23 protein-coding genes and 1 pseudogene are annotated in these 19929 nt (G+C 46.0%); 13 read left to right on the forward strand and 11 right to left on the reverse strand.

Annotated features, from left to right (window positions below; genetic code table 11):
• Positions 1–113: 113 nt before the first annotated feature.
• The gene (locus tag PMG25_RS13550) at positions 114–266 is read right to left on the reverse strand and encodes a hypothetical protein (RefSeq protein WP_283767433.1); all 153 of its coding nucleotides are present in this window, start codon (positions 264–266) and stop codon (positions 114–116) included.
• A gap of 16 nt (positions 267–282) precedes the next feature.
• A pseudogene (locus tag PMG25_RS13555) lies at positions 283–426 on the reverse strand (IS701 family transposase); the annotation flags it as partial.
• A gap of 218 nt (positions 427–644) precedes the next feature.
• On the opposite strand from PMG25_RS13555, the gene PMG25_RS13560 reads away from it, so the two are divergent.
• The 6 genes from PMG25_RS13560 (at position 645) to puuE (ending at position 5968) form a co-directional block, all read left to right on the forward strand.
• A complete protein-coding gene (locus PMG25_RS13560) occupies positions 645–1229 on the forward strand; it encodes a type 2 periplasmic-binding domain-containing protein (RefSeq protein WP_283767434.1) in 585 nt (194 codons plus the stop codon).
• Positions 1230–1261: 32 nt separating this feature from the next.
• A complete protein-coding gene (locus tag PMG25_RS13565) occupies positions 1262–2938 on the forward strand; it encodes a SpoIIE family protein phosphatase (RefSeq protein ID WP_283767435.1) in 1677 nt (558 codons plus the stop codon).
• A gap of 25 nt (positions 2939–2963) precedes the next feature.
• Positions 2964–3857 (forward strand): GGDEF domain-containing protein, encoded by an 894-nt coding sequence (locus PMG25_RS13570; protein WP_283767436.1) that lies wholly within the window; start codon positions 2964–2966, stop codon positions 3855–3857.
• Positions 3858–4000: 143 nt separating this feature from the next.
• Positions 4001–4576, forward strand: coding sequence for a slr1658 family protein (locus tag PMG25_RS13575; protein WP_283767437.1), 576 nt, complete (start codon positions 4001–4003; stop codon positions 4574–4576).
• An 84-nt stretch (positions 4577–4660) separates the two neighbouring features.
• The gene (locus PMG25_RS13580) at positions 4661–5023 is read left to right on the forward strand and encodes a slr1659 superfamily regulator (protein ID WP_283767438.1); all 363 of its coding nucleotides are present in this window, start codon (positions 4661–4663) and stop codon (positions 5021–5023) included.
• An 18-nt stretch (positions 5024–5041) separates the two neighbouring features.
• Positions 5042–5968: an allantoinase PuuE gene (puuE, locus tag PMG25_RS13585; RefSeq protein ID WP_283767439.1), complete on the forward strand. Its 927-nt coding sequence runs from the start codon at positions 5042–5044 to the stop codon at positions 5966–5968.
• Positions 5969–5985: 17 nt separating this feature from the next.
• On the opposite strand, the gene PMG25_RS13590 is transcribed toward puuE, so the two are convergent.
• Complete coding sequence (locus tag PMG25_RS13590) at positions 5986–6351, reverse strand: DUF6464 family protein (RefSeq protein WP_283767440.1); 366 nt, start codon at positions 6349–6351, stop codon at positions 5986–5988.
• Between the two features lie 201 nt (positions 6352–6552).
• Here PMG25_RS13590 and PMG25_RS13595 point away from each other — a divergent pair, with 201 nt between their 5' ends.
• A complete protein-coding gene (locus PMG25_RS13595; RefSeq protein ID WP_283767441.1) occupies positions 6553–7158 on the forward strand; it encodes a M23 family metallopeptidase in 606 nt (201 codons plus the stop codon).
• Positions 7159–7249: 91 nt separating this feature from the next.
• Here the strand turns inward: PMG25_RS13595 and PMG25_RS13600 are convergent, their stop codons facing one another.
• The gene (locus tag PMG25_RS13600) at positions 7250–7711 is read right to left on the reverse strand and encodes a regulatory protein RecX (protein ID WP_283767442.1); all 462 of its coding nucleotides are present in this window, start codon (positions 7709–7711) and stop codon (positions 7250–7252) included.
• Between the two features lie 134 nt (positions 7712–7845).
• Here PMG25_RS13600 and PMG25_RS13605 point away from each other — a divergent pair, with 134 nt between their 5' ends.
• Together PMG25_RS13605 and PMG25_RS13610 are read left to right on the forward strand one after the other, a co-directional pair.
• Positions 7846–8481, forward strand: coding sequence for a hypothetical protein (locus tag PMG25_RS13605; protein ID WP_283767443.1), 636 nt, complete (start codon positions 7846–7848; stop codon positions 8479–8481).
• 102 nt (positions 8482–8583) lie between these two features.
• A complete protein-coding gene (locus PMG25_RS13610) occupies positions 8584–8922 on the forward strand; it encodes a P-II family nitrogen regulator (RefSeq protein WP_283767444.1) in 339 nt (112 codons plus the stop codon).
• Between the two features lie 234 nt (positions 8923–9156).
• Here the strand turns inward: PMG25_RS13610 and rdgB are convergent, their stop codons facing one another.
• Positions 9157–9732 carry an RdgB/HAM1 family non-canonical purine NTP pyrophosphatase gene (gene rdgB / locus PMG25_RS13615; protein WP_283767445.1) on the reverse strand — a complete coding sequence of 192 codons (576 nt, stop codon included), beginning with the start codon at positions 9730–9732 and terminating at the stop codon, positions 9157–9159.
• A 169-nt stretch (positions 9733–9901) separates the two neighbouring features.
• Entirely contained in the window at positions 9902–11200 is a 1299-nt protein-coding gene (locus PMG25_RS13620; protein WP_283767446.1) for an HlyD family efflux transporter periplasmic adaptor subunit, read from the reverse strand.
• 107 nt (positions 11201–11307) lie between these two features.
• On the opposite strand from PMG25_RS13620, the gene PMG25_RS13625 reads away from it, so the two are divergent.
• Positions 11308–11919, forward strand: a complete 612-nt coding sequence (locus PMG25_RS13625; protein ID WP_283767447.1) for a TetR/AcrR family transcriptional regulator — start codon at positions 11308–11310, stop codon at positions 11917–11919.
• A gap of 47 nt (positions 11920–11966) precedes the next feature.
• Here PMG25_RS13625 and trpD read toward each other — a convergent pair whose 3' ends face one another.
• Complete coding sequence (gene trpD / locus PMG25_RS13630; RefSeq protein ID WP_283767448.1) at positions 11967–13082, reverse strand: anthranilate phosphoribosyltransferase; 1116 nt, start codon at positions 13080–13082, stop codon at positions 11967–11969.
• Between the two features lie 144 nt (positions 13083–13226).
• Here trpD and PMG25_RS13635 point away from each other — a divergent pair, with 144 nt between their 5' ends.
• A complete protein-coding gene (locus tag PMG25_RS13635; protein WP_283767449.1) occupies positions 13227–15107 on the forward strand; it encodes a hypothetical protein in 1881 nt (626 codons plus the stop codon).
• A 171-nt stretch (positions 15108–15278) separates the two neighbouring features.
• Here PMG25_RS13635 and PMG25_RS13640 read toward each other — a convergent pair whose 3' ends face one another.
• The 4 genes from PMG25_RS13640 to folD form a co-directional block, all read right to left on the reverse strand.
• Positions 15279–16253, reverse strand: a complete 975-nt coding sequence (locus tag PMG25_RS13640; protein ID WP_283767450.1) for a DNA-methyltransferase — start codon at positions 16251–16253, stop codon at positions 15279–15281.
• A gap of 153 nt (positions 16254–16406) precedes the next feature.
• Complete coding sequence (locus tag PMG25_RS13645; RefSeq protein WP_283767451.1) at positions 16407–16862, reverse strand: divergent PAP2 family protein; 456 nt, start codon at positions 16860–16862, stop codon at positions 16407–16409.
• A gap of 9 nt (positions 16863–16871) precedes the next feature.
• Positions 16872–17798 (reverse strand): geranylgeranyl diphosphate synthase CrtE, encoded by a 927-nt coding sequence (gene crtE / locus PMG25_RS13650; RefSeq protein WP_283767452.1) that lies wholly within the window; start codon positions 17796–17798, stop codon positions 16872–16874.
• A 36-nt stretch (positions 17799–17834) separates the two neighbouring features.
• Positions 17835–18710, reverse strand: a complete 876-nt coding sequence (gene folD / locus PMG25_RS13655) for a bifunctional methylenetetrahydrofolate dehydrogenase/methenyltetrahydrofolate cyclohydrolase FolD (RefSeq protein WP_347178834.1) — start codon at positions 18708–18710, stop codon at positions 17835–17837.
• A gap of 143 nt (positions 18711–18853) precedes the next feature.
• Between folD and PMG25_RS13660 the strand changes: the two genes are divergently transcribed.
• Both PMG25_RS13660 and PMG25_RS13665 read left to right on the forward strand, forming a co-directional pair.
• Positions 18854–19246 carry a hypothetical protein gene (locus tag PMG25_RS13660; protein ID WP_283767454.1) on the forward strand — a complete coding sequence of 131 codons (393 nt, stop codon included), beginning with the start codon at positions 18854–18856 and terminating at the stop codon, positions 19244–19246.
• Complete coding sequence (locus tag PMG25_RS13665) at positions 19221–19802, forward strand: class I SAM-dependent methyltransferase (protein ID WP_283767455.1); 582 nt, start codon at positions 19221–19223, stop codon at positions 19800–19802. Before PMG25_RS13660 ends, PMG25_RS13665 begins: the two co-directional genes overlap by 26 nt.
• Positions 19803–19929: the final 127 nt, after the last annotated feature.

The raw sequence follows: 19929 nt of genomic DNA on the forward strand, positions 1-19929 counted from the left end.
CCCCACCAATAACCCACCGGAAATCATGGTATCGACATCCGGTTGGACGGGTTTACGAAGGTTACCTCCCTCTTCTGTCACTTTCCGAGTTCAATGAATAGCAAATCTGCCAATTATCCGGAAGGATAAAAGGATTCAAATTGATTAACACCGTTAATCAATTTATTAAATCCTCGTAATAAATAAGAACTCGGAACCACATCTAACCACGGAACAATTGACCAGAACAGAAGGGTCGGCTGAATCAGTAAACGAAAATTATTCAAGATACTATTCAAACCAACCTAAATGCAAGTATTTAAAATATTCATAACTTCTCACATCACCAAACATCTCTTGATAAGAGTCACAATATTGATCGACAACCGAAACTGTAGTTTCTGGAGATCTGGGCAAATGTTTTAAGATCTGTAACTCTACATCCATTGCTCTATCTCGCTTTTAGCTATTGATACTCTATTTTATTCTATCTTCATTCTCGGAGAGTGACAGAAAAGGTGGAATTCAGAAATTCGACCATCTGTAAACTGACGAGTGACTCCTCCGGCTCGCTGACCAACACTTCCGACACCTGGCCAACCGGAGACAAAAACTTCTTGACCTTCTGAGGTTTCGGCTGTGCCCAGTTTGGCAACTTGATAGTCATGGATAAAGTGGGTGCAGATATTACTCCCGGTTCGCGGGAAGTTCTAGACCGGGAAACGGGAGAATTAGTCCCTTGTGATAAAGTGACTTGTCCCTATGCAATTAATGGCATTAACCATGCTCCCTATGCTGCCTTTGGCGGATGGTCAGGAGCCGTCAATGCTGCCAGTGATGAGCGCCATAAAGAAGCAGCCTATGGTTTCTTATCCTATATGAGTCAACCGGCACAAGCGAATGTGGATGTCACTATTGGGGGAACTGGATTTAATCCCTATCGCTTGTCCCAATACTCCCAGAAAGAGCTGTGGCTAGAAGCGGGAATGAGTGAAGAAACGGCTCAGAAATATTTAGGTGCTATTGGATTAAGCTTGAGTAGTGGCAATGTGGTTTTAGATTTGCGGGTTCCTTACAATAACCGCTATCAACAGGAGGTTTTAGATCGGGTGTTGGCGGCTTATCTCAGGGAGGAAATCACTACAGAACAAGCCATAGAAGAAATTGAACAAGGCTGGGAAAGGATTACTGATGAAGTGGGTAGAGATGCACAAAGGCAAGCTTATCAAGCCACGATTGGGGTTAAATAGCTGTTGGGGGGTTCCACAGAGGAGGGCAAATTGTGTCAGTTTCTATCAGTCGATGGTCTAAGGTGATTCAAAATTGGAGTTTAAGCGCCAAGTTGACAGCAGCCTATTCTCTGCTGATTACTTTAGTCGCCGGTTCGCTGACGTTCAGTTTGTATCTCCAATTTCAAAGGGCCCAACGACAAGGGATTAAGGAGCGTTTGCGGGATATTATTGCTCTCTCGGTTCCCCAGATTGATAGTGATTTTCATGCTCTGATTGTTACTCCTAGCGATCGCGTCAGCTCCTATTACCAAATTACCCAAGAGCGACTCCAGGATATTCAAGCGATGAGCGACTCCATCAAGCGGATCTATACGCTTCGGGAAACCCAGGAAGGGGAAATCACCGTGATCATGGATTACGCGCCCCCTCCCGCGTCTATCCGCACCGTAGGTACAACCCTAACCCCCATCACTCCCCTCTTAGCAAACGGGCTAGAAAATATTCAAGACCCCACAGTAGAAAGCCAGTTTTCGATCAATGCTCAAGGAGAATTGGTGGTTTATGGCTACGCCCCCATTATCAACTCTATTGGTCGCCCTGACGGGATCTTAGCCATTGAACTCGATGCCACACCGGTTAGAGAGAGCGAATATCGAGCGCGGGCGATCGCCTCCATCACCTTTTTAATCACCCTCCCCCTCGCGCTGCTGCTCGGATGGATCTTAGCTCGCCATCTTACCGCCCCCATTGCTGAATTAGTAGAAGCAGTCGAGCGCATTGCCCAAGGCGATCGGGACACCCTGGTTGAAGTCCATAGTCAAGATGAAGTCGGCATCTTAGCCCAAACCTTCAACCGTATGAGCCGCCAACTCAAAGCCTCCTTTGAAACCCTCGAAGCCAAAGTTGAGCAACGCACCGTCCAACTCGCCCAAGCCAATCAAGCCATTACCGCCCTCAATCAGCGCCTACAAGAAGAAAATTTACGGATGGGAGCCGAATTAGAAGTCACTCGCAAACTTCAACAAATGATTTTGCCTAAACCCGAAGAACTCAGTAAAGTTCTCGGTTTAGAAATTGCCGGATATATGGAACCTGCCGCCGAAGTCGGTGGCGATTATTACGATGTTCTCGAACAGGATGGACGCATCAAAATTGGGATTGGTGATGTGACGGGTCATGGTTTAGAAAGCGGCGTAGTCATGATTATGGTACAAGCCGCCGTCCGCGCCCTACTTGCAAACAACGAAACCGATCCCGTTAAATTTCTAGATGCCCTCAATCGCACCATTTATAATAATGTTGAGCGCATGAAAACAGATAAAAACTTAACGTTTATGATCCTGGATTATCATGAAGGAATCTTAAAGCTCAGTGGTCAACATGAAGAGCTGATTCTTGTGCGTGCAGGAGGCATCATTGAACGCATCGATACGATAGATCTAGGGTTCCCCATTGGTTTGGATTCTGATATTTCCTCCTTTATCTCCGAGGAAAAAATCCACCTCAATCCCGGAGATATAGTCGTTCTTTATACGGATGGCGTAACGGAAGCGGAGAATGCAGATGGAGTACACTATGGAGTACATCGTCTGTGCGAAGTTCTCAGTCAAAATTGGCAAAAGTCCGCCGAAGCCATTCGACAAGATATCATCAACGACATCTTGCGTCATATTGACCAGCAGAAAATCTATGACGATATCACCTTATTGGTGTTAAAACAACGATAACCTTCATACTGATACAATAGAGTCTATGAGTCTTGAATCCAGAAGTGTTGAATCTGCTCTGTCCTATTCTAGAACGTTTACGGCTATGGATGTTTCTTCTCAATCTCTCAGTCAATATCAACAAGAGATTGAACAGTTGCGTCAAGAAATTGCCCTTCTTAAACAAGAAAAATATGATTTAGAAATTATTCTAGAAAATACCATCGATCATTCGGATACAGTAGAAGCTTTTCTCCATGAAACGAATCGGCAACTGCGAGCAGAAATTTTAGAGCGCAAGCAAATAGAAAAAGAACTCGAACGCTCAAAAATCGAACTTCAGCGTCTTTTGGAAATGGTTTCTAGAGATAAAGAAGATTTAGAAATTATTTTAGAGACCATTACCGAACATGGAGATTTTATTGAAGAACAAAGCCATAAGGAAAGCATTCATGATAGCTTAACTCAATTATATAATCGTCACTACCTCGAAGAAGTCCTAGAACGAGAACTCGATCATGCTCGCCGGAATCACTCCTGCTTAGGGCTAGTGATGATTGACATTGACTATTTTAAGGTGTTTAATGATACTTTTGGCCATGACGCAGGGGATACCGTGCTACAAGCAGTGAGTGAATGCTTACAGGAGCAAGTGAAACAGATCGGTATTGCCTTTCGTTATGGTGGAGAAGAATTAACCCTGATCCTACCTCATCGCCATCTAGAGGAAACCGCCCAATTGGCCGAACAAGTGCGTCAAGGGGTTAAAGCTCTGGAACTTCACCATCAAGGACAACTGTTAGCTCCTGTGACTATCTCCCTAGGGGTTGCGTCCTATCCTCTTCATGGTTCAACCCCTTCAAAATTGATGAAAGCGGCTGATATGGCCTTGTACCAAGCCAAAAACCAAGGACGCGATCGCGTTATCCTCGCCCCTTAAATTACCCGATCTCAACCGAAATATCCATAGTACAATGAACAAGTGCTATCTCACATATCCTAGAGTTGAGGAAAAAAAGTTACGATCTATACATTGATATTAACCCAGTAGAGTGATAAAAATGGTCAAAGGTGAACTCCAACATGGCAGAAATTTTTGGTGACTACATCGATAACTTACCGGAAAGTCCAGAATACTTAATTATTGGATTTTCACCCAGCTCTGTTCCCTTAAAACAGCGTTGGCGCAACAATGGCTTATCAGCCGACTTTCTAGCTGACTACCTGACCACCTTTTTCCCCGCTAAAGATGATATTACAGAACAACAACAAGCGGAAGTCAAAAGTGCTGTCAGCTACATTGCCAACGAGTTACTAGAAAACGCCATGAAATTTAATGATGAAACTTCAGAATTTCCCATCAGCATTCGCCTTCAAGTCCGATCCGATGAAATCCTATTCATCACCTCCAATAGTATTCCCCCTAGCCGTGTCGATCAATTTAAAAAATTCTTGCGTAAAATAGAACAAGTTGATCCCGATACTCTGTACGTTGAACAACTGGAAAACAGTGTTAAAGAAGAGGGGAATACCAATTCAGGGTTAGGACTGTTGACCATGCTCAACGACTATTTAGCTAAACTCGGATGGAAATTTGAAACCGTTCCAGAGTATCCAGGAGTAATTAAAGTAACAACTATGGTACAACTGCCCATTTAAACAGTTTTATCATCGATCATTTTTAGTCCTGTTGAAGACCATACAGCAGCCATCATATATCGAAACATCAAGGAGAATAAATGAATGACTACTGAACCCATTGAAAGCATTAAAACGGAAGAATATACAGTAGACTATGATGAAGACACGACAACCATTAGTTTTCAAGGATCTCTGCGTTTGAGTGGTATGGAGGAATATGCCCCGATTGTTAATATATTAGAAACGATTGCGAACCAAGAACCTCCCGTGATCACGTTAAATCTCCTTGAATTGGAATTTCTGAATAGTTCAGGGATCAGTATGCTCTCTAAGTTTGTCATTAAAATACGTCAGAAAAAAGAGATCAACATGGTGGTCAAAGGATCAAAAAGTATTCCTTGGCAAGGAAAATCTCTAAAAAACTTACAACGGTTAATGCCTTCGTTAACCTTAGAAATCGAATAAAAAAATTGGACTTGAGTTATGCTGCCTCAATCTCATCGTGAATTTGTTGGGTATGGCCAAAATCCTCCCGATCCTCGATGGCCAAACCAAGCACAAATTGCAATTCAATTTGTGATTAATTACGAAGAAGGTGGAGAAAACTGTATTCTTCATGGCGATTCCCATTCTGAATCGTTTCTCTCAGAAACCATTGGAGCGACTCCACTCTACGGAGTTCGCGATATGAATATGGAATCAATTTATGAATATGGCAGCAGAGCAGGATTTTGGCGGCTCTATCGCCTGTTTACCCAACGAGGAATCCCCGTTACCGTCTATGGGGTGGCGATGGCCTTAGAGCGCAATCGGGAAGCTGTGGCTGCCATGAAACAAGCAGACTGGGAGATCGCATCCCATGGTTATCGATGGATTGACTATCAACATATCAGTGAGGAAATCGAGCGAGAACATATCCAGAAAGCCATAGATATTCATACACAAGTTACCGGATCTCGTCCCTTGGGATGGTATACGGGTCGAGTGAGTCCCCAGACTCGTAAATTGGTGGTAGAAGCGGGGGGTTTTTTGTATGATGCTGATAGTTATGCCGATGATTTACCCTACTGGATTATGGAGTATGGCGCACCCCATTTAGTGATTCCTTATACTCTAGATACCAATGATATGCGGTTTGCTACTTACCAAGGGTTTAATAGTGGGGATCAATTTTTTACTTATCTACGAGATGCCTTCGATCTGTTGTACGCAGAAGGCGAAGACAGTCCGAAAATGCTCAGTATTGGTCTCCATTGTCGATTAGCTGGAAGACCGGGACGAGCGGCGGCTTTAGGGCGTTTTTTAGATTATGTGCAACAACGAGAGCGGGTTTGGATTTGTCGTCGGGTTGATATTGCCCGTCATTGGCATAAATATCATTATCCCGAAGATCACGATCCCGATTATTAGAGCGATGAATGATGTTTCTAAGTATCAGGACTGCGCTGTTCATAGAATCTACAGCTAGAACAGGGGCCTTGTGGATAGACGGCACAACGAATTAATTCAGATAAGGCATTAAAGCGACAACGACTATCGCCAATAATCCACCGCCCATTGACTAAACTTTGTTCGCTGGGAGGGGATGAGGGTTGAACATAGAGGGCAATTTTATGTAAGCGATATTTGCCCGATTTGAGGGTATAGCGATGACGACGTTCTAGAACGGTATAGGTTTTGCCTTCAAGATGAAGATAGTTTCCCGGTTGTGGAGTCCAGTCGAGTTGAATTTTGCCCAGGGGCTGACGGGAATGGGTGAGGATGATCTCTGTGGGCAATGAATCAGGTTCCATTGATAATCATGTAATCTGCGTACAACAATCCTTTACGGTATCGCATTGAATGGGTTATGGCAGTCTAGATTTTAGATTTTTTCTCAAATCTAGACTAACTTAAGCCATAATCTGGGATATCCGGATGATGGCAACAGCCATGAGAAGGGTCTAAACATAGATTTTTAAGTCCATTATCAATAGCGATCGCAGAGGGGAATTATGGTAGCACATAAACTGGGATTAGGGTTCTGGAAAGCCGTGTTAGGCTTAGGTTTGACTTTGGGGTTGAGTGCAACGGGGTTGCCGACTCAAGGTATGGAGATCGAGCGAGGGCAGGTGATGCAATCTGTGCCTATGGCGACCATGAGCGGTTGGGATAGTGCCTGGTTTCCGGTGGAGAATTTTGTTAAGTATACGTCCCGGTTTGGCCCCCGTTCTGGAGGATATCACTATGGTTTAGATTTGGCGGCTCCCTATGGCAGTTATATTCGCAGTTGGTGGACAGGGCGAGTGGTGGAAGTGTGGGAGGATAATCGCTGTGGTACGGGTATTGTGATTGAGTCGGGATATTGGGAGCATATTTATTGCCATGTGAAGGGACGGGTGGGAACCCATCAAGGCCGTCCCTATTTAATCGATCAGGGGAGTGGTATTGTTCTTTGGGAAGGTCAGATGGTGAGTGCGGGCGATCGCATTGGTAGAGTGGGGATGACGGGACGCACGAGTGGCCCCCATTTGCATTGGGGCTTGAAATATGCTGGTCAATGGGTCGATCCCGGTATTATTTTATTGGCCATGTCTCAATCGCGAATTGCTGGACGTTAATTTTTCTATTTCCCCTAAAAAAAAGCCCCAAGGATCTTGACCCCCAGGACTCTCAAACCTTTATTCTGGGATCGATTATAACATCAAATGGTTAATCATGACTGGAGGGCGATCGCCAGTAATCCAAAACTTCAGTGGCGTTAAACCCGCGATATTGCAGATAACGATACACCTTAGCTTGGGTTTGGCGATCGAGGTCAGTCCAATCAGTGATTTTATACTTGCGTTCCACTTTGGCTTGTAAGGCTTGAGTTTCGGCTAAATTGTCTGGAGGTTCGGGTTGCTGATGCCAAACTTGTTCAAAGGTCTCCGGGGAAATCCCTTTGTTTAAACATTTACGACGAATGCCGGCTTTTCCGTATTTGCCTTTGCCGCCTTCAATCAAGTTGCTGGCTAATCGTCGATCTGATTGATAGCCTAAATCCTGTAAGTGGGCGATCGCCTCCGTAATTTCCTCAAGAGAAAAGCCCTTATCTTGGGCCTTCTTTTCCAGCTCTTTAACGCTATAGTCCCGGCGGGAGAGAAGAAGATTTAAGTAAGTCTGACAAGTCATAGTGGCACGAAAAGAGAGAAAAAAATCGGCAAAAATAGGGGGCAAATTTTTCTAGACTGTATTTTAAGCCTGCGTTCTTGACGAATCCAACCGATTATTGCTCTAATAACAAATACGACCTTCGGTAAAAGCTTATGACTTCTTTACCTTATACGCCACCTCCTCGGAAGCAGGCAACGCCTTCTGAACCGACGAAGAGCCAAACAGCAAATGAAACGGCCACTCCCTCTCAGAAGTATTCGCCTTCTGTACCGATTTCAGTGTATCGGGATTTAGCCAGTGAGGTGAAAGAAAAGCAAGTCATGCTGGAGAGTCTACGACAGCAGAATCAGCAACTGGTTCAGCAAAATCAACAGTTGCGGGGGGAAATTGAGCAGTTGGTGCGCTCAGTGGTACGCCTACAACAGATTGCCCATGCCTATGAACCCAGTATAGCGGTTGCGCCGCCTTCCCCGCCTCGCCAAGCTGGGCCAGAACCGTTAACTTCAGAACCAACGTTTACGCCAGAATCGAGGGTGGAGAACCCCCCGGCTGCTGCCCCCGAATCGGACGATAGCGATCCGCCGGTCGATTTACCCCCTTCTCCAGAGGATTTACCGTTATTTAGCGAAGAGCAACAACGCCCCTATCCCCATCCTAGCGCCCCAGAACGTTCCTCTGACCTCAATGGTATTGGTTTGGCGATCGCCATCTTTGTCATTGCGGCTATGGCAGGAACAGCCAGCTTTCTTATTGTGCGCCCCTTGATTGGAGAAGGCAATCCAAAGTAAATTTCGTAAAGCATGTAACAAAATTCTATTGCCAACGGGTGATAGTAAAATGCAGTCCTAGTCGAGTCTATTTGATTAACGAACCCTTAAGGAGTTAAAACCTTGAAGAAAATTGAAGCAATTATCCGTCCGTTCAAACTGGATGAAGTGAAGATTGCCTTAGTCAATGCCGGTATTGTGGGGATGACGGTTTCTGAAGTCCGAGGTTTCGGACGGCAGAAGGGTCAAACGGAACGATATCGGGGTTCTGAATACACGGTTGAGTTTTTGCAAAAACTCTTGCTGAAAGTAGTGGTGGATGATAATCAAGTCGATCTAGTTGTCGAGAAAATTATCGGTGCTGCTCGTACAGGCGAAATTGGAGATGGGAAAATCTTTATTTCTCCTGTGGAAAGGGTGGTTCGCATTAGAACCGGAGAGTCTGACTACGAGGCAATCTAAGAGGGTGATTGCAGTGGGTTGATGACAGCAGTGGACAGTTATCACTGATGCTGACTCTGTGAAGGCTCTTATGGGTAGCTCCCAGCCTGAGTTTCTCCTCAGCCAGATGTTCGCCGCTCGATGACTCGCAATTGCCAGCTATGGCGCTCAGGGAAATGACTCTGAGCGCTTGAGTGTTGTTTAGCTAGACGACGGGAAGCCCCGCGCTCTACCGAAGGTGAGCGTCGGGAGTTGTCACTGCCATAGCTGTTGAAATTGGGGTAAAAAGACCTTAAAGGCTTCTCCCCGATGGGAAAGATGATGTTTCATCTCTGGGGTAAATTCGGCGAAGGTACGTTGATGTTGGGGAAGATAGAAGATCGGATCATAGCCAAATCCAGCATTCCCCCTAGGAGCATGGAGAATTTCACCGGGACAAATACCTTCGCTACTGAGGGCGATGTTGCCAGAGGGATCGGCAAGGGCGATCGCACAAACGAAGTGAGCGCGGCGGTTCTCTTCATCCGCTAATTCCTTGAGAACTCGCTCAATTCGTTCGGTATCGGTATTGCCATAACGAGCGGAATAAATGCCTGGAGCGCCGTTAAGTGCATCAATGGCGAGTCCAGAGTCATCGGCGATCGCCCATTCTCCCGTGGCTTGAGCCACTTCTGAGGCTTTTAAGCCAGCATTTTCTACAAAGGTATCCCCCGTTTCTTCAACCTCTAATTCTGGGGGTTTGGGCAGAAAGTGGATATCGAACCCCACAAAATAGGCTTTGATTTCTTCTAATTTACCGGGGTTGCCCGTAGCGACGACCAGAGATTTCATGGAACAAGTTACAGATAAGGAACTAGAAACACTCACAAGTGTCGCACCTGCAAGCGTTTTTACTACATTATTTTAATTGATCTGGATTTGAGTCAGTTTCACCTGATGTTCTCTCCTTCCCCCTAGCCCACAAGCCCGATGGGACTCGGTTTTTTTTGAAAATGTCATATTAAAGTTCAATCTCAACCAAAACCTGCAAGTTACTCAAACCGGCGGCTAACTCACTTGAAGCTGAATCTAAAGCAATTTCCACTTCAACAACTCTGGCATCGACATTTTGAGTCGGGTTGATTTCTAGGGCGCTTTGTTGTTTCACTTTTAAGCCGATTTTTTCAACCCTTCCTTGTAGGGTTTCGGGCAATGCGTCGCTGGTGACGTTAACGGTTTGTCCTGGGCGAATTTTGACGACATCGCTATCATAAACTTCGGCAATTACTCTCATTTGTTGGGTTTGTCCGAGTTCGATGATGCCTTGGGGGTTAATCATTTCGCCGGGATGGGTGTGAATTTCAATCACTCGCCCTGCTTGGGGCGCTTTCACATAGGCGAGTTCTAAGTCGGCTTGGGCTTGGCGAACGGCGGCTTGGGCGCTGCTGAGTTCGGCTTGGGCGAGTTGGATGTCTACGGGACGGACTTCGGAGATGGCTTGGAGACTGGCTTGGGATTCTTCGATTTGTCGTTCGACGGTGTTGATGGTGCGGTTGAGGTTGGCTTGCGCTTCGTTGATTTGTTCGGTGCGACTGGTGACGATGCGGTTGAGGTTGGCTGTCGCTTCTTGAAGCCGTTGTTGGGTGGTGTCGGCTTGGAGACAGATACGATCGCGATCTTGGGCGGATACGGCTCCATCAGCGTGTAGGCTTTGGTAGCGCTGGCAGTTGGTTTCAGCGTCTTTGAGTTCGGCGCTGATGCGGTTAAGGGTGGCTTGTTGGGCTTGTTTTTCGCCTTGGAGTTGGGCTTCTAAGGTGGCGATCGCCGCCCGTTGGGTACTGACTTGTCCTTCAAGCTCCGCTTGAGTACGGCTAAACCGGGCGGAAGCAGCGCTAATATCGCCGGTTTTGGCTCCCGCTTGGACTTGCGCGAGTCCCGCTTCGGCGACTTGGACTTGGGCTTCAGCTCTCTCTAGGGCGGCTTGCAGGCGATCGCGGCTATCTAAAATGGCGATCGCATCCCCAAGATTTACCCAGTCTCCTTCTTCTACCAGCAGTTCGGCAACCCGGCTGCTTTGGGCGGCTTCGGATGCTGAAAGTTGGATCACTTCGCCCTTGGGTTCGAGCCAACCCACGGCGGTTACGGTTTGCAGTTCTGGAGTAGCGGCGATCGGGGTGGCAACCGGTTCAGGTTGGGATATAAACGATTTTTGCGAGACTAAGGCATACCCAGCGACGCTCCCAACGGCGAGAAGGGTAGTCGTCAAGAGAGCGAATTTCCGAGATTTTGTCCATTCTGTACCCATTTCTGCTCGTACCATGATCCGAACTCCTAGATTAAACGGTTTAGTTTAGCCTGAATTTAGTATAGACTAAACGGAGTAGTATAATCAAGTCCTAGATCCCCAATTTGGAGGAAATTCCCATCATGTCCACCGACTCCACCCCGGCCAAACCCTTATCCGACAAAGCCGAGCAGATTCTCAACGGAGCCATGCAAGAATTTTTAGTCAATGGCTATGCGGGCACGAGCATGGATCGGGTAGCAGCAACGGCAGGAGTCTCGAAAGCCACAGTATACAGTCATTTTGGCGATAAACAGGGATTATTTTCGGCCCTCGTGCAACGGTTAGCGCAACAGAAATTTGCTCGTTTATTCATCTCTCCTGAGCAGCTCCCCAGCCATAACTTACGGGAAGTGTTAGAACATATGGCCCATACGATGCTCGACAATCTAATCCACGACAGCGACTATCAAGCCTTTATCCGCCTCATGATTGCCGAATCTGGGCGCTTTCCGGAGTTAGCCCAAACCTTCGCCCTACACTTAGCCAAACCGGGAATTGAAACCCTAACGCGCCAATTATCGAGTTTTAAGGAGCTTGATTTACCCGATCCAGAAGCCACCGCCCGCATTTGGATCGGGGCATTAGTACACTATATGATTGTGCAGGAGATGCTCCAGGGTAAAGAAATTATGCCCATGGAGCGCGATCGCCTGGTGGATGCCATGTTACACCTGTTATCCATTAAAAATTAAACATTAAAAAGTAGGTAATGGCTCTACCTCATCATGCAAAGCCGCCCTTAAGCCTCTTTCAGGAAGTTTACCAACTCCTGCAATTTATCCCACGCTGCACCACTCTTGAGAATTTCCAAGGCTTTGTCAACCAATTCAGGACCACTTTCACTAGGAGATACTTCACCGACTTGCAGGGCAAAGGAGGCATTGAGGGCAACTACGTCTCGCTGTGCAGTTGTTCCCTTTCCTTGGAGAACGTTACGCAAGATTGTTGTATTTTCTTCGATGTCACCGCCTCGTAGTTCGGAGATAGGGGCAGTAGAGAGTCCTAGCTTCTGGGGTGAAGTTGTCATGTAATTGCGAAAACAACCTATGTCGTATCTGTCCCGATCAGAACTATAAACTCTACCCTCATTGACTGTCGAGAAAATTGTTTCATCTCCTAACCCCGCTTCATCCAATCCTTCCTTTCCATGTAAAACAACTGCTTGCTGCACACCTCCCAGTTGTTGAATAGCTTGGGCAACAATAGGAACTAAATTAGGATTGTAAACCCCTATCACTTGCCCGGTGGGTTTAAGCGGATTCACCAACGGCCCTAATAAATTAAACACCGTCCGGATTTTCAAGGTTTTGCGAATCGGCACAACCGCCTTCATTGCCGGATGCCAACCCGGAGCAAACAAGAATGTAATCCCCACCTCACCCAAGGCGGCAGAAATGGCATCGGGGGACGCTTTCAGGTTCACGCCCAACGCCTCCAAAACATCCGCAGAACCCACTTTACTCGACGCTGACCGATTTCCGTGTTTTGCCACTTTTACCCCGGCTGCTGCGGCAACAAACGCCACTGCCGTGGAGATATTAAAGGTGGATGCACCATCGCCCCCCGTGCCACAGGTATCAATTACCGGTTCCGTGTGTAGGAGGGCTTCCGAGGGACTTGCAGCTTGAGCTTGCAGCACTTGCGCCATCCCTGCTAATTCGGTGGGGGCGACTCCCTTAGCTTGAATGGCAGTTAAAATGGCTCCAGACAGAACAGGGGGAATCTCTTCATTGAGCCATCCCTGCATCAATTTCATCGCTTGAAAGCGAGAGAGGGACTGTCTATCCATCAGTTGTTGCAGTAAATCGGGCCAACTGAGAGAATCGGATGGGGTTGTTTGGGCAGAATCTACCATGAATCCAGGATTGTCAGGAAATAGAGGACATTCAATTATTGTGGAGTTTTAGGGGTGGGTTTACCTTGATTTTGGGACAAAATCATCAATGGAATCAACCCGCCATTTATCTGTTGTCATTTTATCACTAGAGGGAAACTTGGAATGACTATGCGCCGGTCTTTACGTCCTTTACGGCTTTGGTATGAACGAGCGATCGCCCTCATTATTTTACTCAATGTGGGCTTAATTGTGTTTGATGCCACCTATGTGCGATCGCGAAATCAGCATTTATGGATTAATTGGAAGGTTTTTCAGTGGCGAGATATACCCCAAGAAGAGTATGTTGCCTTAGTCGAGCGGTTAAATGAGGCCATTCGTAGTCAGGGTTTGGAGTCTTCAGGGGTGCAGTCCTTACTCTCCCAGGTACAAGCCCAAAGTCTAGAAATTTTAGTCGAAAATCCGCCATTTCGGTTATTGGGCAAATATAGTCATTTACATCAGATTCAACAAAGGATCGGCGAGAGTACGGGGTTAAGGGATTTAAATGCGGCGATCGCCCAATATTGGAGTCGGGATTTTATTGCCCAAAGGGGTTGGGACAGCCATTGGACAGAGTTTAATATCGAGATTCGACCCTTACTACTTCTTTATGAACCCGTTCTCGATTATGACATTATTAAAGGGATTGAACCCGATCGAGGTGGTCAAGAGTATGTACGAGAAGTTGCCAGATTAAAAAGTATTTTAGAATTTGAAGGCCCCGATTCAGCCTTAGTGGAGCCACAGTTAGAGGTCTTAAGAGATCTAACGGATCGGATGATTGATGAACAATATGCGATTAATTCGATTAACAAATCGGGAAAAGTTAATCAAATTAAATCCGTCATGAAAAATCACATCTACAGCGAAGAAACTCAAGGCAACCGTGAAACCATTCAATCTCGGCTCAATTGGTTTCGCGATCCTAGGGTTGTCCAGTTTATTGCCCCAGAGTTACTGTGGGCTGATTTATCGTCTAAGGAAGCCTTCGATCAATTTTGGTCGCTGGAGAATTTCCAGGAAGAGACTTGGCGTGAGTCCTTTGAGTTTATGAATAATCAACTGTTTTTTACAGTTGAGTCTATGTACTATCGTCACTTAGATGGAACGGGAGCCTTTGCCAATCGGTTTATTTTGCTTGATTTTCCTTTTTTATTAATTTACTGGATTGATTTTATCGTTAAAGTCTTGTGCAGATTTTATCGCGAGAAAGATATTAGTTTGGGTATAGCGATCGGCTCTCGTTCCTATGATTTACTTTTGCTGCAACCCTGGGTTCCTGGCTTGCGCGTGATTCCTTTAGTCATTCGCTTCAATGAATCTGATTTAATTGACTTGGAGCCGGTACAAAAATATTTAGGATTAAATTTTATTGCCAGCTTTGGTCAAGAATTAGCTCAGGTGGTAGTCAACCGAGGAATTGGACAACTGCAAGGTAAAATTAGTGATGGCTTAATTCAGAAAGCATTTATTAAAACTCCTCGTGATGCGAGTGTTGATGGCAATAGCGAGGATGAAGTTACCGTCGATAATGGCGCACAAAAACAGCGCAGTTTTGGCAGTATTACTGGGCGAGTTTGGGAAGTCACGGCTTGTAATGTGCTGCCGGAAGTTTCCCCAGATTTAGAAGCATTCTTACGCTATGAAGTGGATAAAACTCTGCAAAAATCAGGGTTATATAAGCGAGTTCAAAAAATTCCGGGTGTCCGCCGATTTCCCGATCAAATTGCGGAAAAATTAGTACAACAAATCATTCAGGCATTAACCCTTAATCCCCGAAAATCTTATCTGAAGGGACAAACTCAAGCACCCGATATGCTCGAACAGCAATTAAAAGAGCGTTTGGGAGAAAATTTCCGCCTGAAGTTACAAGCAGAACTCCAGAAAAACTATACATTTGAAGAAATGGATTTATTGCTGATTGAACTCTTGGAAGGAGCAAAAATTGGGGATAAGAAAAGTTCTTCTCAACCCCAGTTAAATCCTGCTGATGGTAATGGGTAATAGGAAATAGCAAATTTTTGAATGCCAAATCAGCCATGGCACGACGATCAAAATTTGATATCAAGTCCGGTTAAACACTTGTCATTGCGACCGCAGGGAAGCATTCGCGCTTCGCGTTTCGCGTTTCACGCAAGCTTCGCTTTTCATGTCCGCGAAGCCCAAACGCCAAAACTACCGAGATGGTTGAGATTGCTTCACTCCACTGCGTTCCGTTTTCTGATAATTTAATGTATTTCTTTCCCAAAAAAAACCATCTGTGTATCCTTGAATCGATGAGTCATTTTCGGCTAATTGAAGTCGCTTGAGTGCCCAACAACAATAGTTTTGATTTAATTCAATACCCGCAAAGTTGCGTTTGAGCTTTTTGGCTACAACGGCTGAAGTGCCACTGCCTAGAAAGGGATCAAACACCATATCATGGGGATGGGAACTGGCCAGAATGAGTTTAGCAATTAGTTTTTCTGGTTTCTGGGTGGGATGATCGGTATTTTCAGGCATTGACCAAAAAGGAATGCTAATATCTGTCCATAGGTTAGAAGGATGAGTTAATCTGAAGTTACCATCCTCTTCTTCACTCCAATCTTTGGGTTGACCATTTTTAGTTCTATAGGGAGCAATGACTCGTCGTTTTTGCTTCACTGAATCCAGATTAAATGTATATTCATCGCTCACGGTGCAAAACCAAATATCTTCAGTGTTGTTTTTCCAATTAGTTTTTGATCCGCGCCCTTTTTCTCGCTCCCAGGTAATACGATTGCGAAGATAAAACTCTTGCTCCAGGATGGGGGCAATTAAGATAGAAGTTTTCCAGTCAGAGCAGACATAGAGAGTTGCCGCAGGCTTAAGGAGGGGTTTGAGGATATTTAGGACAGAAGAGAACCAGTCTTGATAGTCTCCTTGTTTTTTCTCCTTAAATGAATGACCATGATAGTTTTTGGAAAGATTGTAAGGGGGGTCTAGAATTAAAAGATCGACAGAGTTTTTTGGGAGATATTCGACAGCGCTAAAGAGATCTTGATTGATGATTTTGCCTTGTATCTGATCCAGGGTGGTCTGACGATCGAGACAGAGTAAAGACTGACTGAGTAGGGATACTTCTTTCTCTGAGCAGGTTAGGGTTCGGTTGCGGGGGGCGCGTTTTTTCATGCTCAAAGTCCTAAAAACGAGTACAGGCAATAGTCTATTATATCTAGAGGTCATCAGAAACCGGGTTTTTTCCCACAGATGCCACCTGCAATGGAGAGGCAGCCAAAACCCGGTTTCTTTGTTCCTCTAAACATGCTCTAATATCATTTCCTTTTACCAAAAATGACAAGCTAACCAAGCAATGAATACGCCTAAAAGTAATCCCATAATCACTTGAAATGGGGTATGGCCGAGTAGTTCTTTGAGTCGGTCTTCATTAAATTCTGGGTTTTCCTGGAATAATTCATCAATAATTTGATTGAGGATACGGGCTTGTTTTCCGGCGGCTTGGCGAACGCCTGCGGCATCATACATGACGATGATGGCGAAGATGGTGGCGATCGCAAATTCGGGACTTGACCAGCCACTGGTGATGCCGATCCCCGTGGCTAGGGCGGAAACCAGAGCAGAATGGGAGCTTGGCATTCCTCCTGTGGTGACTAAAGCGCGAATATTGAGCTTTTGATGTTGAATCACATCCACGACTAATTTAATCACCTGGGCACTTAAACAAGCAATCAAAGCGACGATTAATATCCGGTTCCCCAGAATCTCATTCACAACCTGCATTCCTTTTCTCTAATAACTGCGGGCGGTAATAAAGTCGGCGATCGCCAATAGGGGGTTCGCCGCTTCCCCATACCCCTCTAACTGAGCTTTAGCTTGTTCAATTAAGGCCTTACTTTCTTGTTTGGATTTCTCAATTCCCCAAAGGCTGGGATAGGTGACTTTTTGGGCTTGGGCATCTTTACCACTGGTTTTGCCCAGTTCTTCAGAAGTGGCGGTAATATCCAGAATATCATCGACAATCTGAAAGGCCAGGCCAATATTTTGGGCATATTGACTCAGACGCTCTAATAATTGTGAGGATGCTCCCGCGAGGATAGCCCCAGAAACGACGCAAGCTTCGAGTAATGCACCGGTTTTGTGGGTATGGATATAGTTTAAGGTGGAGATATCCACATTGGATTTCCCTTCAGATTCAAGATCCACCACTTGTCCACCGACTAAACCGGTTGCACCGACGGCGCTGGTGATTTGGATAATAACCTGTAAAATGCGATCGCTGGGAACGCCTTGGGTTTGACGGGCAATATGTTCAAAAGCGTAGGTTAACAGGCCATCCCCAGCTAAAATGGCGATGTCATCCCCATAGACTTTATGGTTGGTGAGTTTACCCCGACGATAATCATCATTGTCCATGGCGGGTAAATCATCATGGATCAAAGACATGGTGTGCAGCATCTCTAAAGCGCAGGCAGTGGGCATCGCCATGTCTATTGTGCCCCCAGATAGCTCGCAACTGGCTAGACAGAGAATCGGACGCAGGCGCTTACCCCCGGCTAAGAGGGAGTAGCGCATGGACTCATAGAGAGTTTCTGGATAGAGGAGGGGAACGGCTTGCTCTAGGGCGGCTTCTACTTGGCGCTTGCGATCGCCTAAATAAGCGTTTAAATCAAAGGCGAGCGCTGATTGAGGGGATTCCATGTCGTTTGTTCGTACCATTCTCAATGGGGATTAAATCAGGTTAGATCTTTAAATTTACGCGATCTTTTGACGGTAACTCCATACTGTATTTTGCAATAATATGGCCACAGTCATCGGGCCAATGCCACCGGGAACCGGGGTAATGGCGCTACAGATAGGTTTGACGGCGGTCATATCCACATCTCCGACTAACTTCCCTTTGCCCTCGCTATCGGGAATCCGATTAATTCCCACATCAATGACCACTGCACCCGGTTTAACCCATTCGGAAGTAATCATTTGGGGTCGGCCCACCGCAGAAACTAGGATATCAGCAGAGCGGGTAATTTCCGAGAGATTTTGCGATCGCGAATGGGCAATGGTGACCGTGGCGTTGGCTTCGAGTAACATTAAAGCCATAGGTTTACCGACTAAAATACTGCGTCCCACCACAACAGCGTTTTTTCCAGAGATCTCAATGCCATATTCTTTAAGCAGGGTCATCACACCTTCAGGGGTGCAACTGCGAAGTCCGATTTCTGAGCGCACCAGCTTACCCAAGTTGGTGGCGTGTAGTCCATCCACATCTTTCCGGGGGTCGATGCGATGCAAGAGGGCAACTGCATCTAAATGATCGGGTAGGGGCAGTTGGACTAAAATCCCATCCACTCGCGAGTCTTCATTGAGGGCTGTAATGGTCTCTTCCAGTTCTTCTTGGGAGGTGGAAGCGGGAAAGGTGCGCCCAAAAGAACGAATCCCAATGCGATCGCACGCTTTTTGTTTATTTCTGACATAGATGGTACTCGCCGGGTCATCTCCTACCAGTAGCACCGCTAACCCTGGAGGACGACCCATTTGCGGGTGTAAGGACTCAATTTCAGCTTTTAAGCCAGCTTTGATGGTGCGAGCCGTTGCTTTACCATCGAGAATTTGCGGGGTATCGTTTGCCATGCTCAGAATCAATCGCGCTACGCGCTGGTAATCGGTAATCGGTAATGGGGAATTGATCATTAATCCCTTTCTTGACTTACCACTTCTTCCTGCTCCTGGCAACTTTCGTTAGAATCAAAGCGTAATTTTGAGTAGATTCGACCATGAGTTTATGCTCAAGCCAAGGGTTGGGAGGAGCGAGATTGATTAGCCTAGTGTTGATGGCCAGTTTGTGGGGATGCAATCTAGAGTCGCCTTCACCGTTTGAGTTTAGTTTACCCTCCAATTCGATTACACCGATTGAGAGTCTCTCCCCCACGGCTTCAGAAACCGTTTATGTTCAGGGTAGAGTGGTTAAAGTGATACCCCTCCTCAATCGCTATGCCTATCAATTAGAGGATGATACGGGAATTGTGGTCGTTCTGACGACCGGAGAAGTACAGGAACCGGCGATCGGAGATTCGGTGAAAGTACGTGGACAATTGCGCCATCAAAGTATTCCCATTCAAGGACAAGAGTTAGGGGAGGTGTATGTGCTGGAATTGGAGCGACTCTGAGTCCATTGAGGATGATTTACCCATTCGTCAGGCGTATGAAACCTGGGGGGTAGAGGCATTTTACCAACACTATGGTTCGACCTATCGTAATCCTCATGAGGCGATCGTCGGGCAAGTTTTGGCGCGGGGGTTGGTGGGTATGCCTAGGGAGGGTTTACCGGTTTTAGATTTAGCTTGTGGCAGTGGTGAAGTTACTTTGGCTCTGCGTGAGTTGGGATGGCAGGATATCCATGGAATCGATCCCTATACGCAGCAGGCTTATCTGGAGCGCACGGGACAGGTAGCGGAGGGTTACCGGTTTGAGGAGATTGAGCAGGGGGTGCTATGGGGACGGGAGTATGGGTTAATTGTGTGTAGTTTTGCCCTGCATTTGTTGGAGCGATCGCGATTACCGACTTTAGCCTATCAGCTCAGTTGCATTGGCGATCGCCTAATGGTCATCACCCCCCATAAACGCCCGGAAATCGGTTCCCAATGGGGTTGGACATTAGTAGATGAGTTCTGTTTAGAACGAGTGCGATCGCGCCTCTATTTTTCTACAAATCGGAACCTATAAACGCTTAGATTAAATTTAGGTTAAAGAAGTAAAATATGGTTTAAGTCAATGATAAAAATTGACTTAGATCAACAATTCTTATAGTCTATTATAATTGTAGTTTCCTATAATAGAAGAGGAGTTTTTT

Source organism: Roseofilum capinflatum BLCC-M114 (assembly GCF_030068505.1).
Lineage (GTDB): Bacteria > Cyanobacteriota > Cyanobacteriia > Cyanobacteriales > Desertifilaceae > Roseofilum > Roseofilum capinflatum.